This window comes from Rossellomorea sp. GQ25 (assembly GCF_059758515.1).
In genome coordinates, this window is the sequence record NZ_JCAXEQ010000002.1 from 815,609 (window position 1) to 828,585 (window position 12,977).

At 41.2% G+C, this 12,977-nt stretch carries 15 protein-coding genes; 6 read left to right on the plus strand and 9 right to left on the minus strand.

The window, feature by feature from the left end; all coding sequences use genetic code 11:
- Positions 1-142 precede the first annotated feature (142 nt).
- The 5 genes from AC6CIB_RS09870 to queF form a co-directional block, all read right to left on the minus strand.
- The gene (locus AC6CIB_RS09870; RefSeq protein WP_098351140.1) at positions 143-256 is read right to left on the minus strand and encodes an RAxF-45 family protein; all 114 of its coding nucleotides are present in this window, start codon (positions 254-256) and stop codon (positions 143-145) included.
- A gap of 79 nt (positions 257-335) precedes the next feature.
- A complete protein-coding gene (locus AC6CIB_RS09875) occupies positions 336-1,973 on the minus strand; it encodes a DUF2339 domain-containing protein (RefSeq protein WP_498280119.1) in 1,638 nt (545 codons plus the stop codon).
- An 847-nt stretch (positions 1,974-2,820) separates the two neighbouring features.
- Positions 2,821-3,669, minus strand: coding sequence for a YitT family protein (locus tag AC6CIB_RS09880; RefSeq protein ID WP_498280121.1), 849 nt, complete (start codon positions 3,667-3,669; stop codon positions 2,821-2,823).
- A gap of 256 nt (positions 3,670-3,925) precedes the next feature.
- Positions 3,926-4,825 (minus strand): EamA family transporter, encoded by a 900-nt coding sequence (locus AC6CIB_RS09885; protein WP_498280123.1) that lies wholly within the window; start codon positions 4,823-4,825, stop codon positions 3,926-3,928.
- Positions 4,826-4,949: 124 nt separating this feature from the next.
- Positions 4,950-5,447, minus strand: a complete 498-nt coding sequence (queF, locus tag AC6CIB_RS09890) for a preQ(1) synthase (RefSeq protein WP_206852090.1) — start codon at positions 5,445-5,447, stop codon at positions 4,950-4,952.
- A gap of 348 nt (positions 5,448-5,795) precedes the next feature.
- Here queF and AC6CIB_RS09895 point away from each other — a divergent pair, with 348 nt between their 5' ends.
- From AC6CIB_RS09895 to AC6CIB_RS09910, 4 genes are all read left to right on the plus strand, one after another.
- The gene (locus tag AC6CIB_RS09895; RefSeq protein ID WP_498280125.1) at positions 5,796-6,068 is read left to right on the plus strand and encodes a B12-binding domain-containing protein; all 273 of its coding nucleotides are present in this window, start codon (positions 5,796-5,798) and stop codon (positions 6,066-6,068) included.
- Between the two features lie 30 nt (positions 6,069-6,098).
- The gene (locus AC6CIB_RS09900; RefSeq protein ID WP_498280127.1) at positions 6,099-6,308 is read left to right on the plus strand and encodes a hypothetical protein; all 210 of its coding nucleotides are present in this window, start codon (positions 6,099-6,101) and stop codon (positions 6,306-6,308) included.
- Between the two features lie 232 nt (positions 6,309-6,540).
- Positions 6,541-6,927, plus strand: coding sequence for a hypothetical protein (locus AC6CIB_RS09905; protein ID WP_498280129.1), 387 nt, complete (start codon positions 6,541-6,543; stop codon positions 6,925-6,927).
- Between the two features lie 28 nt (positions 6,928-6,955).
- Positions 6,956-7,513 (plus strand): beta-class carbonic anhydrase, encoded by a 558-nt coding sequence (locus tag AC6CIB_RS09910; RefSeq protein WP_498280131.1) that lies wholly within the window; start codon positions 6,956-6,958, stop codon positions 7,511-7,513.
- A 399-nt stretch (positions 7,514-7,912) separates the two neighbouring features.
- Here AC6CIB_RS09910 and AC6CIB_RS09915 read toward each other — a convergent pair whose 3' ends face one another.
- Positions 7,913-8,635, minus strand: a complete 723-nt coding sequence (locus AC6CIB_RS09915; protein WP_498280133.1) for a 5-formyltetrahydrofolate cyclo-ligase — start codon at positions 8,633-8,635, stop codon at positions 7,913-7,915.
- A gap of 298 nt (positions 8,636-8,933) precedes the next feature.
- Between AC6CIB_RS09915 and AC6CIB_RS09920 the strand changes: the two genes are divergently transcribed.
- Positions 8,934-9,377 (plus strand): GNAT family N-acetyltransferase, encoded by a 444-nt coding sequence (locus AC6CIB_RS09920; RefSeq protein ID WP_498280135.1) that lies wholly within the window; start codon positions 8,934-8,936, stop codon positions 9,375-9,377.
- Between the two features lie 103 nt (positions 9,378-9,480).
- Here AC6CIB_RS09920 and AC6CIB_RS09925 read toward each other — a convergent pair whose 3' ends face one another.
- Positions 9,481-10,587, minus strand: a complete 1,107-nt coding sequence (locus AC6CIB_RS09925) for an acyltransferase (protein WP_498280137.1) — start codon at positions 10,585-10,587, stop codon at positions 9,481-9,483.
- A 355-nt stretch (positions 10,588-10,942) separates the two neighbouring features.
- The gene (locus AC6CIB_RS09930) at positions 10,943-11,260 is read right to left on the minus strand and encodes a phospholipase (protein WP_498280139.1); all 318 of its coding nucleotides are present in this window, start codon (positions 11,258-11,260) and stop codon (positions 10,943-10,945) included.
- Between the two features lie 172 nt (positions 11,261-11,432).
- Here AC6CIB_RS09930 and AC6CIB_RS09935 point away from each other — a divergent pair, with 172 nt between their 5' ends.
- Positions 11,433-11,936 (plus strand): peroxiredoxin family protein, encoded by a 504-nt coding sequence (locus AC6CIB_RS09935; RefSeq protein WP_498280141.1) that lies wholly within the window; start codon positions 11,433-11,435, stop codon positions 11,934-11,936.
- A 23-nt stretch (positions 11,937-11,959) separates the two neighbouring features.
- Here AC6CIB_RS09935 and AC6CIB_RS09940 read toward each other — a convergent pair whose 3' ends face one another.
- Positions 11,960-12,892, minus strand: coding sequence for a phosphotransferase (locus AC6CIB_RS09940; RefSeq protein ID WP_498280143.1), 933 nt, complete (start codon positions 12,890-12,892; stop codon positions 11,960-11,962).
- Between the last annotated feature and the right edge of the window lie 85 nt (positions 12,893-12,977).

A 12,977-nucleotide genomic window follows, 5' to 3' on the forward strand; every position in this document is an offset into this window, starting at 1 on the left:
ATGGCTAATCGAAATACGATTGTACCGCACTTCCCCTTTTATAAAAGAAGGCATAAAAAAAGAGAGCGAAAACGCCCCCTTTTTCCGATTCTTTATAGAAAAGTGAATGGAATTGAGACCTCTTACCGTTCAGTATTCATATTCATTTGCTGAAAAAGGGCATACGTGTCCCCTTGAACGCAAATGCATGAAAAATTGCACGGCAAATGTAAATATAGTCTAAATACTTCCCACGCAATCCTACAGAACGATTCATCTCAATTCCACCTCCTTTTCCATTACACGTTAGTTAATACCACCATTATATAATTATTCTGAAAGCTTTTGCAATGTGTTTATTTCTTTTTATATAAAATTCTTGATAACACAAGACCAATCACTCCGATTGGAATCAGGATCATGGCACGGATCGTGAAATCCAGAAACACCAGATCTGCCAGGAAGAATTTAACCAATGCCAGAGCTAAAAAGCTGATCCCCACCCAGCGGTAAAACGCATCTTTCCTACTTTCACCGAAGATGAGATAAGCAATGGATAGAGCCGCAATCGCTACGGTGAAGGCGGTTGTTCGTGGGGTATAATCCCAGCCGATTACAATGAAATCCGTCAAACGTAACACGAAGAACATCACAAGCCCTGTCAACACGACTTTAATCGCCGTTTTCGATACGTTTAAGAAAGAGGACTCAATTTTATTATAATGGGAAAACAGATACACATACCCAAAAGCTATCACAAAAATCGGCAGTTCTATCGTGAAGAAATCATCGGGTGCACCGACCAGCACTCCGAGGAATGAACACATCATCAAAAGAATGGAAGCAGCCAAACCAATATAGCTTTCCCTTCTTCCCGCAAGCCATAAAAGGGCAGTAGCCTGAATGCCGACTAAGACAAAGCGCCAATCGTATTCGAATAGCTCAAATAAGAAGAGGAGCACATGCAGGAAACCTAAGACCAGCAGGACATCCTTTGTTTGTTTCTTTTCCTTCGGTTCAATGAACGATACGCCGATATACACCGCAGCGAAAGTCACATAATAAAAGAGCGGGATCGCTACGTAAATATCATTCAATAATCCAAGAAGGATGAATGAGCCTGATACCAAAGCAGGAATCATTTCGGCACTCACCCGCTCATCCCGGTTGAGCACGATCAACAGTAAAATACAGGCGTGCTGAATCGCAAATGGGATCAGAACGGTCAGCGTCATCGCCCCTACTCCAAAGGCCGCAAAGAAAAACAATGAGAAATAAAGTAAATAATAATGAATATTCCAGGCAATCCGGTATCGTTTCACAGTACTGAAAGTCATCAACACAAAGAAAAGCACTAACTCATATCCGTAAAACAACCACTCATTCCGTTCGTCCCCTGCAAAAATAAACGGAAACAGATACGCCCCTGCCCCGATCAAGCACAGAACAACTTCAGAACCATGCTTATGCGAAGTCCACAGTCCGACAGAAATAATAACGATTAATAGTAGATTCGTGATGAATCCGCCTATATATCCATACAAAATGTTTGCTGAAAATAACGTAATGATCGCAAGGACGATGCTCCCCGATAGCAGCGTGATGGATAATTTCCTCTGATCCCGGCTATACCGTTCTCCTAAGTAATACATCACGATACTGATGACGGCCCCCGTTAACACCCTTAAACCGGGCGTAACCCAGCCATTTTGAGAAGCAGCCATAAAGCCCCAGATACTTCCTATCAAAAGAACAAATAGAAACACTTTCGGAAGCCAGCGTTCCACTGAAAAATCGAATGGTTCTTTTTCGATGAATAGCTCATCTTTCTCAGCAGGGAACTGCTTTTCAGGTTCCGTATACACTTCTGCTTTTTGAATAACAGGCGCTTCACTTTCGCTCTTCGCTTGTATCAACTGCCTTTTCACCAGGTATAACTCTTTTTCCAGAAAGCTGATTTTCCGTTCCAGGCGTTCAAACTCTTCTTTCTCCATATTTCCACCCCCTACCTTCTATTTATACAGGAAGAGTGTAAAATTTTCCTTTATTTTCTGGAAAGTAGAACAATATTTTTTGACAAGGCTCTTTTCGTAAACATTACACAGAGAAAGTACGGCCGGTGAGCATCTCTCTTTTGGAATCTCTCCCACTGATTATGTGCAGATTCCCAAAAGGTAAATTTATCTTTTGAATGAGTAATAGTGTGAAAACATGGACCGTTCCTTTCCGCTTCAGGCACAAGATTCCCCGGGGAGGAAGTCGAGCCTCCTCGAGGTTCCGTCTGTTTGGGTCTCGACTTTTCCTCTATCTCCCGCAGGAGTCAAGTGCCTTCCGCTACAATCCACTCTGTGCTACTACATTTTTACTGCCTATAAGTATAGATAGACAAACACAAAAAGGCTCCTATTGTTTATCCATGTATGGAGCCCCAAGGCATATGGAACCAAATGTTTATCGCCATGATTGCCTATAACCTTTCCTTGAATAACAAAAATAGGATCGAATAACAATCTTATCTTTAGAAAGTCTTTTTTGCTCCCACGGTAAATAACCTCTTGTAAAGAGAGCAGTGATCCGTTTTCTATAGATTGTTTTTGTCAGTTTTAAGCTCTGTCGAACTGCGTAGACTCCTGCGGAAATACGGTCGTGCCGAGACCCCGGAAGCGATAGCTGAGGAGGCTCGGCCGAACGTTCGCGGAAAGCGAAGTAGTTCTCCTCACCATCCAGCAGATACTGATTGACAGAGCCGAAGCAGACCTTTTGTTAAAAAACAACAACCTTTGCGAAAAGAGCCTTTGACAAAGAAAAAGCTCCACCTTCTTATGAGGTGAAGCTTGGTTTCTATGCCAATCGTTTGAAGTTTTGACCGAGTATTTCATTCATTGTATGAACGGTGATGAAGGCACGATTATCGACTTGGGTGATGAATCCTTTTAACTTGGAAAAGTCCTTTCGACCAAGGATGGTCGTGATGACTTCCTTTTCGTCGGAAGTGAAGGCTCCCGTTGCCGTATGAATCGTCGCTCCTTTTCCCAGTTCATGGACGATATAAGACTTGATTTCATCGCTGTATCTGCTGATGATCACGATTTCTTTGTTTGAATTGAATTGTTGCAATGCATAATCAATGACCAGTCCGTTCAGGATGACACCGAAGAATGCATACATTCCGACTTGCGGACCGAATAGTACAGCCGAGGACATTGCAATTGATAAATCTGCCAGTAAAACGCCTCTGCCTACATCTATATTGAAGTATTTATTAAAGATCAGGGCCACGATATCCGTTCCACCCGTTGATGCCTGCTGATTGAACACAATGGCCATACCGGTTGCGGCAATGCATTGACCGATAATCAATTGAATCAAGATATCATCACTTAATGGCGCACTCATTGGAGCAAATCTCTCTAATAACCAAACATAGAATGAAAGGGCGAAACTTGCGTAAATGGTTTTCGCACCGAAATTAAAGCCGAGAAAGATCACACCGACGATAAATAACAAGATATTGATTATGATCATGAACAGTCCAAGGGAAAGACCCGGAAATAGATCGTTCATGATGATTGACAATCCACTTACTCCCCCTGTCGCTAAATTATTAGGCGATAAGAAAAAATGGACATTCACCGAAACTAGAAATGCACCAAGATTCATCATTAAGAAGGAAAATATTCTTTGTCGCATCACCGCAACCTCCTTTTTCTTTAAAATTTTTTTGGTTTTCCGTAAATAGTTGAACAACGGGATTATAAAGCCCATCAAGACCCTTTGTAAAGGGAATCCGGTCAAAAAAATAAGGTTTAATAATTGTGAAAATTGGAAGGGTTTGCAGATGTGATGAGGATGGGATTTTGGTTTAGGGGTTAACCATTAGGGTATAGTGGGAATTTTAGCTTCCACCACAAAAAAAGCTCCCTTCACCAATGAAGAGAGCTTCCGTTTACCCAAATTGTTTCCGATTCCGGGCAGGTCCCATATGCAATTGAGGAATGGCAATTCCGATCAAGATCAGCAGGATTCCTATGAACTGCCATAAAACCACTTGTTCATGGAGAATCCACATGGCTGCCAGTATAGCAGCCGGAAGTTCCGCTGCACCGACAATCGTCGAGAGACTCGAATCGAGATGTGGAGTACCGATCGCGAAAAAGACGACAGGAAAGATACTTCCGAAGATACCGACGAGTAGTCCAAAGTCAGCCATTTCAACAATCTGAACAGGTTCCTGAATGAAAGAAGGACGAAACGCGATGAGGACTACAAGTAAACCGCCCAGTGAAATCATCATGCTCTTTTGAATCGTCGGCACTTCTTTCGCCACCTTACCGCTGAAAAAAATAAACAGGGCAAATGTGATCGCTGCAAAGAAACCGAAGAGAATTCCCATTCCACTTTCAGACCAACTGAAACGTTCAGAAGAAATGACCCCTCCTGCAAGCATAGTTCCCAACCAAAGGAACACAACGGAAAGCAGCTTCTTATTGGAAGGGAATTTTCTCAAATAAATCGATTCAATCAAAACGCCGATCCATGTAAATTGGAACAGCATGACAACCGCAATGGAAGCAGGAACCTCATGAAGGCTGAGCCCATAAAAGATTCCCGTTAAACTAAGAAGGATTCCGACTCCGAAGAGCGAGGCCCAATGCTTCTTTGTCATCTTTATTTTTTTAGTAAAAAGAAAGGCCAGGAATAACATAGCCACTCCAAATAAATACTGTATGCCCGTTACATCTGAAACCGAGTACCCTTCAGCAAATCCAAGCTTCACGACAGAAGCATGAATCCCGTAAGAACTTGCTCCAATTAATACACAAAGAGATGCGTTTAACGGCTTCACCCCGCTCCCTCCTTTTCTATCTTTCCCGTAAGTATAATCCCGAAATTTATTTCGGCAATAGAAGCATTCGCCTATCGTTCAATAAAAAAAGAACGATTCCTGAAGCAGAATCGTCCTTCTCATCTTATCGATTATCAATCTTCTCCGGATACAAATCATGGTTCATCAAGCGGTGGTCTGCCATCGTTTCGTATTTCGTACCTGGCTTTCCGTAGTTACAGTATGGATCAATGCTGATTCCGCCGCGTGGGGTGAACTTCCCCCACACTTCGATGTAGCGTGGATCCATTAATTCGATGAGGTCATTCATGATGATGTTCATGCAGTCTTCATGGAAATCACCATGATTCCTAAAGCTGAATAAGTAAAGCTTGAGTGATTTGCTTTCTACCATCTTTTCACCTGGTATATAGCTGATGTAGATGGTTGCGAAGTCCGGTTGACCTGTTTTCGGGCAGAGACTTGTGAATTCAGGACAGTTGAATTTCACAAAATAGTCCCGGTTTGGGTGCTTATTGTCGAATGATTCCAAAATGTGTGGAGCATACTCGAACAGGTAATTCGTTCCCTGATTTCCTAATAATGATAGATCTGTTAAATCTTCGTCTTTTCTTCCTGACATGTAAAAAATCCTCCCCTTCAAAGTGCCTCGAATGAAGGAGGACATAGCATTAGCCTAAGAATCGACATAACAGGCAGGTAAATTGCAAAAATTGTACTATCCTGTTACGCTTAAATGATAACATGTTTCAGAAAACCTCATGTTAGATTCATAGAACCATAGTTTTTTATAGAGGGTTAATGCTATGAACCTCTCTCAATAGCTGAGCGACATTTAGTGTTACAGAGGTTATATTAAATAAGATTATCGGGAAAGTCAATCCAATTATAGATTGAAATCTGTAGCGCAGGAATCTCAATTATATCTATTGAATATAGGAATTGGTATTTTTGCTAGGAGTGATCATATATGAATCAGCTGGTCCAGTCTTTCACCAAGTCTATCCTCGCGGGAGACGTGCATTCATTATTGCAATTACATTCGTCTTCTATTCACTCAAAAATAGATAATTTTAGTTTTTACGAGAACATTATTAAACCATCTATGTCTAGGATCGGTGATCTTTGGGAGAAAAATCAAATTACCGTTGCAGATGAGCATTTAGCTACTGCAACCCTTAAATATTTACTTGCTACCTTATACGTTCCTGTAAAAGATGCATTAACCTTTATTAGTGCCTGAAAACCACATGCCATTGGAATTTCCATCGGGATGACAACGGAACTGATTCGATTGAAAGAGTGCATCGAAGAGATTAGAGAGCAAAATCAAGAAATTGAAATTCTAGTTGGGGGCCGATTGATTTCAAACCATACCCTGGATTTTCTGGAAAAATCACAGGTAACCAGCTTTAATGACTTGTTAGAGCTCAATGCGTACCTGACGGATATGCCTGAACAGCTTGTTTCCCAGAAAGACTAGCTCCTTAATCTTATATAGCCAAACTTAATAAGGTTCAACTGAATGTTATCCCACATGAAATCTTCTCTGTAGAGAGGAACGGGGCAATGACGTCCATTTACCTTTCCTAAAGGAGTGATCATGTGGAAAACTTTCATTTATGCCCGATTCCTTACTACTATTGGATAGGCAATTTAATTTAATGGATGCTTCTAATTCGGGTTATGACTTTTTAAAACCTGGAGAAAACTTCATGTCTATAGTAGAAGAAGAAAGCTCGCCAAAGTTCGCACGGATTATTCATAAAAATTCCTCCGGTGAACTGGAATTGAATCTGAAGAAAAATGATTCATTCGAGCTGTTCGATATATTCTATCAGTTTTCAGATATGCAGCAAGATTTCCATGTTGCCGTCATTTCTAAGGACACCCAATACAAGAAAGTGTCAGATCAAATAAATGGCTTATTTGATCTCATGGGTAAGTCCACATATCCACGAAAAGAGCCGAATTTGACAGAAGTACTGGCTAAAGTATCTTCTCTTTATTTGAAGCTTTCCAATACTTTTGATTGGAATCGACAAGAAATTATGGATAAAATAAAAGAGATAGAAAATCACCTTCAGCAAAATGTGAAGTGACAAAATTTTTTTTATAGGAGAAGACGACATGACTTTATTAACGAACATACTTGATTACAACCAACAGTTTGTACAAGAACAATCTTACGAAGAGTACAGAACAACCAAGTTTCCAGACAAACGCTTAGTCATTCTTACTTGTATGGATACCCGTTTAGTAGAGCTTCTGCCTAAATCCATGAATATGAAAAATGGCGACGTAAAAATCGTTAAAAACGCCGGTGCCGTCGTGAGTCACCCATTCGGTAGTATCATGCGCAGCCTCCTCGTTGCGGTGTATGAGCTCCAAGCCGACGAAGTACTCGTAATCGGTCACCATGACTGCGGCATGAGCGCCATTGACAGCCACAAAATCCTGGACAAAATGAAGGACCGTGGTATTCCTGAAGAAACACTCGACACCGTGAACTATTCCGGCATCGACCTGCACGAATGGCTGAAAGGCTTCAGCTCAGTAGAAGAAAGCGTGGCCCATAGTGTCGACATGATCAAAAATCATCCGTTAATGGATAAAAAGATTCCTGTACACGGACTAGTCATCAGCCCTGAAACAGGAAAGCTTGATTTGGTTGTTGAGGGGTACTAAGAAAAAGCGGAAGGGCTTTGCTCAGAGGCGACAAGCATAAGATGAGGCACCCGGAAAGGCGCTTTTTGCCTTTTTGGGTGCCTTAGCTTATGACCTCGAGCCTCTAAGCCCTGGAGCTGGACATCTAGAAAAGCGGAGGCGGCTCGTTCAGGCCCGACAAGCATAAGGCGAGAACGCCGGAAAGGCGCTCTTTGCCTTTTTGGCGTTCTTGACTTATGACCTCGAGGGACTAGCCGCCGGAGCTGGACATCTAGAAAAGCAGAAGGGCTTTGCCCAGAGGCGACAAACATAACCAAAAAATCCCTGAAGGCGAATTTGCCTTCAGGGATTTTTTGAGGGACGGACCTCCAATTTCCACAGATGCCAGTCCCTATAGCATTCTTGCCAATTGATTATAAATTAAAGGTCCGTCCCTCCAGAGAAAATCTTTAATTCCTTCAGAATCGGCATCTTCTCCATTTCGTCTTCGGTTACGTGGTCCCATTCGATGCCGTGTGGTTTTGGGTATGGGGTGTGGGTTTCCGTAATGCCTTCTTCGGTGATGATCCAGTCGACGGCCAGGTCATAGGAATCTCTTGGGATGTCGTCTCCTACAAGCTGCTCACTGTTTATGGTTGTGATGACCGGCACTGGGGTGTTTCCGATTTCACGCAGGATGGCATATTCACGATCGGCATATCCCTCTCCTTTTCCGAGCCTTCTCCCATCACGATGAATCGCAACGGAACCTACGACGATTAGGTCAATGGGAGGTATGTCCGTGAGCGGCACGACTTGACCGTAAGAGTTCATATGCTTGATACTCGCCGCCTTTCTCTCTTCTCCCCGGGGCACCCATTCAGGCTTAATCATGACAAACCCGTCCTTCAAGCGCGGTGTTGGAATGAGCAAGGTTTTCCCGTCCTTCAACACAGTTGCCCGAAGTGGAAGCTGAGGTGCATCTGGATTTACTTTTACCACATGAGCATCCTTGTAAATATCCATACTCTGAACATAAGAGGCTGCCTTTTCTGCCCCTTTGAAATTCGGAATCCGGCCCACTAACGGAAATGGAAACCTGCCTAATTTCTCTTCTGTCAGACGATTCCATACCTTATGCCTGATTTCATCTTTCCCACCCATGTTTTTCTCTCCCCTTTTTTAAAAAAAGCCCTGAAATCGTTAGAATTAAAACCTTTCAATATCATTATACATAATGCTGCAATTATTAAAACGACGCATAAATAAACTACATTTATCCCTTTCCTGGCTTTCATTATCCACCTTCAATGCAACATTTCCCCTCTCATTCACCACTTTTTCAGATCTTACCTATTATTTCTCTCAAAAAACAGACCTTTTTCTCCCCCACATCATTCTCATCATCACAAGCATGTTCTCTCCCCACTCTCATAAAATAGTGTATGTAGGGAGGGATTGGATGAAGATATCTCGGGCACGACTTTCAGATTTAGAAGGAATTGTGGACCTTTTTAATTCTTATCGTATGTTTTATCATCAGGTGTCGGATAGTTCTGGAGCAAGACGGTATCTTGAAGAACGATTATCTCAGGATGAATCTGTCATTTTTGTGGCGATCCAAAATGAAAGGTATGTAGGATTCACCCAGTTGTATCCTTCTTTCTCCTCTATTCACATGGAGCGAATTTGGAAGCTGAACGACCTCTATGTTTCTCAAGAAGCACGAAATCAAGGTACCGGACAGATGCTATTAGACGCTGCCAAAGAGCATGCTGAGCAAACCAATGCAAAGTCGCTTATTTTGGAAACCGACTGGGACAATGTTCATGCGCAGGTATTGTATGAAAAAAATGGTTATAAAAAGGAAGAGACGGTGTATCACTACACTCTTTCCCTGTGGTGAAAAGGTTGCCGGATCTCATCGACCTGGCTCATTTTATGTAGAGACAGTAGGATCACACAAAAAAAGAACCGAACGATTATAAAAATCAACTCGGTTCTTTCGTCTATACTGTCGCTTCTTTTGATGAAACATTCCCTACACTTTCTTTGTTTGGTGTTTTTTTAATTTTTGGTACAGGAATGAAATAACTGCTAAATGGAACCTGCTGAATAAGTCGGATCAACCCTACACAAATTAATAATACGGTGACAAATATTATCGGCAGATAAATCATGTTCCACGTAGAAGCAGGCAAATAAATTTTCATCAAGTGTAGAACAAAGGGATGTATCAGGTAAATCCCCATTGAATACTTCCCTAATAACGTCAGAGGCTTTTTCAAGACACTCCACTGAGAAAGTAAAGGATACATTCCAATAGTAGCAACGCTTAATAGAGGAATATTAAATAAATTACTCGCTCTTCTGTTCGTAAGATCTCCATTGATTGAATACTCTACGATTGCTCCTGCTGTAATGAGAAATGATAAGATTAACATCATCCAAGGAAAGTCGGTTGCAAAATCTCTAATATCCTCCCAGAAAAAGGCCAATAGCCCACCGAAAGAAAAATAGAAAATCCATAACGGCATGAATGATTTACTTGCCATAAAGTTTCCGATAAATCCTTCAATTCCAGGATCAAAACCTATCATATTGTAACTAATAAAAAATGAAATGACGGTTAAAACAATCAATCCCATTTTTGTTCTGAATACTTTTTGTAGGATAGGAAAGATAAAATAAAATTGGACGATAATAGCAATGAAATAGAGATGATAGAAGTGACCGCCTGTAAAGATTTTCACAAGTTCTGTTTTTATTGCTCCAATCTGTTGATTATCAAAATAATAGAGCAAGAAACGGTAGACTAAGCTCCATAATATCAATGGCATAATGATTTTTGATATCCTGGATGTAACGAATTTATTAAAGGAATACGTGTTTCTTTTTACTTGATAGAATAATAGAAACCCGGCAATCACAACAAATATGGGCGTTCCAAAACGACCTACTTGATTTAAGAAGTATGAAAACCAATTAAACGTATTATCATTCATTGAGTAATAAGTAGCTGATACGTGAACTCCTAATACAGCTAAACAAGCAAACGCTCTTAAAAAATGTATTTCAAAAAGATATTTTTTCTTTTTTGTTGAAATGGATGACATCTTCTCTCCCCTTTCCTGCTGACAATATCATAGGTAATTGTAATAGAATCAGGCATGAAAATCCCTACACAAATTTAAAAAGTAACTTTTGTTCTAAATTCTTTTAGTAGACTTTCATACCCCCATACCTCAAAGAATCCTTAGTAATCAGTATAAAATCTATTTAAATGAGAATTGCTTTACTTTATCATTTACAAAAATAAGAACAATGTCTTATAGGGTACACTAGCCATTTTTCAACAAATAGTGACAAATTTCAACATCAACTTACTTGAAGAAGAGGTAATAACTGGATCATAAGCATTCCTAACTCCAAATAAAATAAGACCGCTTGAACAATCCAAGCGGTTAATACCTAAATCCACGACCCCCGACACCGATTTATTCCACACCGATCCCCCTGACACGTAACCCTCGTCTGCAGCTTCATATATTGATAAAAAAGGAAGGCATGCCTTCCTTTTCGAGTCTCGGGATCAATTTCGTTCTTAAGCTTCCTCATGAACATCCGATCACACTGGCAACTTGGACCGTAGCACTCATAGCAAAGGTCATGTGCCTTGCATGCTGCGTCAACTGAATTGACGGGGGCACCGGGTCCGCTGCATCCTGGTCCGCACCACTTGTATTCTGGGAAAATACATAGATTTGGACCTGCCATATTTTTTCTCATATCCTTCGTCCTTTCTATTCACATTCTGCGCATTAGTACGTTTTGTTTCTCACATAAAGGGAAATACACTCCATGTAAGCAAAATAAATTACTATACTGTATGTATTTCAATCTGGTTAGGATTGTCCTAATGCCTATCTGACTAGAAAGAAAACAATAGGAGGAATGAATAATGGCAACTTTTCAATTAAATGATACGGTACCAAACTTCACGCTCCCGGCAGTTTCAGGTGAAACGTTCTCGTTCGAGGACCATCAAAAAGAACATCAAAGCTGGCATCTCATTGTTTTCTTCAGGGGTTCATGGTGCCCGGTATGCCAGGAAGAACTTAGAGAGCTACAAGCAAACAAAGAGGAGTTTGAAAAACATAATGTTCACATACTGACGATTTCCAGTGATAAACTGGAGGACTTACAGGAATTTGCAAACAAAGAGGATTTAACTTTCCCTGTTTTAGCAGACGAAAAGTTAGAGGCAATTAAAGCCTATGATGTGTTCTATCACGGTGAAGATGCCCCTTATGAGGATCATGGGCAGCATGGTGAACCGGCTTACTTCCTTGTGAATGAAAAAGGACAAACTATGTACCAGCAAAGACAAACGAGTCCATTTGGCCGTCCACATGCGAATGAACTGAGAAAAATCGTAAAGTATATTCAAAAAAACGTTAAATAATCAGAAGAGGGACGGACCTTGTGTTACTCACCAAGGTCCGTCCCTCTTATTAATGCAAGCTCTAAACTTCTCTGCGCTTCCACTACTGTATGAGGCTGCTTTTCATGATAGCCATAAAGAAGCAAAACGACGTTGGTGTAGATGGCTTTGAACCGTGCATATACCAACTCGACTTCCTCTACCTCTCCATATTCTTTAAAAAACAAATCCCGTCCCGCAGGATTGAGGTAACTGTACACGAGGTTTAAATCAATGGCTCGATGACCAATGTGAACGTCACCCCAATCAAGAACCCCTGATAAGATTCCATCCGTATTCACAACAATATTTTTAAAATGAAGGTCGCCGTGAACCAACGTGGTTTCTGATGGTAATGGTTTTTTTGGTACGTGCTGAAGGTAGTCTTTTAACTTATCAACCCGATGAAAAAGGTTTAGTTCTTCGATTTCATGAATGTTTTTTTCCAATGTAGGAAGCCGCATTTCAACCTGTAAACGAGCCATTTCGTCATAGGGCACTCCACGTTTCCCAACCTCTGAAACATCCATATGATGGAGATTAGTTAAAAAACGAGCCAATTCAAGGGCTGACTCCCCTTCTCTAACCACCTCATGTGCTCGGGGTGGAATCGTTCCTTCAACAAACCGGTAGCCTAGAAATGGCCATTTGTATTGAGGGGATGGCTCTCCCAAAAAGGTCGGAACCGGTATTTGGAGTCCGAGATTCTTTTCATCGAGTAGTGGCAAGAGCTTCCCTTCTGTTTCCAAAAGCTTCACGGCTATATCCCGTCTTGGGAACCGAAAGACCCAATCGTTGTTCACTTTCATAACCGTATTATCGAATCCATAGTCAATGATGTCTAATCTTGATGGATGAAGTTCCGGAAACTGATCCCCGATTAATAATCTTGCCTGTTCAATGGTGACGGCGACCTCCGCATCCCACCTACTCGCCACATTCACCCCACCTTTCTCAAGTGTTATTCTTTGTAGAACCTAAACTCCATGTGATAAGTTTCAAGTAATCGGAAAAAAAATTTTT

What these genes read in the sequence shown, in the direction of transcription:
- AC6CIB_RS09895 (WP_498280125.1), top strand. Translation starts at nt 5,796, where the DNA reads ATGAATCAGCTGGTCCAGTCTTTCACCAAGTCTATCCTCGCGGGAGAC.
- AC6CIB_RS09910 (WP_498280131.1), top strand. Translation starts at nt 6,956, where the DNA reads ATGACTTTATTAACGAACATACTTGATTACAACCAACAGTTTGTACAA.
- AC6CIB_RS09900 (WP_498280127.1), top strand. Translation starts at nt 6,099, where the DNA reads ATGACAACGGAACTGATTCGATTGAAAGAGTGCATCGAAGAGATTAGA.
- AC6CIB_RS09925 (WP_498280137.1), bottom strand. Translation starts at nt 10,587, where the DNA reads ATGTCATCCATTTCAACAAAAAAGAAAAAATATCTTTTTGAAATACAT.
- AC6CIB_RS09920 (WP_498280135.1), top strand. Translation starts at nt 8,934, where the DNA reads ATGAAGATATCTCGGGCACGACTTTCAGATTTAGAAGGAATTGTGGAC.
- AC6CIB_RS09930 (WP_498280139.1), bottom strand. Translation starts at nt 11,260, where the DNA reads ATGAGAAAAAATATGGCAGGTCCAAATCTATGTATTTTCCCAGAATAC.
- AC6CIB_RS09915 (WP_498280133.1), bottom strand. Translation starts at nt 8,635, where the DNA reads ATGGGTGGGAAAGATGAAATCAGGCATAAGGTATGGAATCGTCTGACA.
- AC6CIB_RS09905 (WP_498280129.1), top strand. Translation starts at nt 6,541, where the DNA reads ATGTCTATAGTAGAAGAAGAAAGCTCGCCAAAGTTCGCACGGATTATT.
- AC6CIB_RS09875 (WP_498280119.1), bottom strand. Translation starts at nt 1,973, where the DNA reads ATGGAGAAAGAAGAGTTTGAACGCCTGGAACGGAAAATCAGCTTTCTG.
- queF (WP_206852090.1), bottom strand. Translation starts at nt 5,447, where the DNA reads ATGTCAGGAAGAAAAGACGAAGATTTAACAGATCTATCATTATTAGGA.
- AC6CIB_RS09880 (WP_498280121.1), bottom strand. Translation starts at nt 3,669, where the DNA reads ATGCGACAAAGAATATTTTCCTTCTTAATGATGAATCTTGGTGCATTT.
- AC6CIB_RS09935 (WP_498280141.1), top strand. Translation starts at nt 11,433, where the DNA reads ATGGCAACTTTTCAATTAAATGATACGGTACCAAACTTCACGCTCCCG.
- AC6CIB_RS09870 (WP_098351140.1), bottom strand. Translation starts at nt 256, where the DNA reads ATGAATCGTTCTGTAGGATTGCGTGGGAAGTATTTAGACTATATTTAC.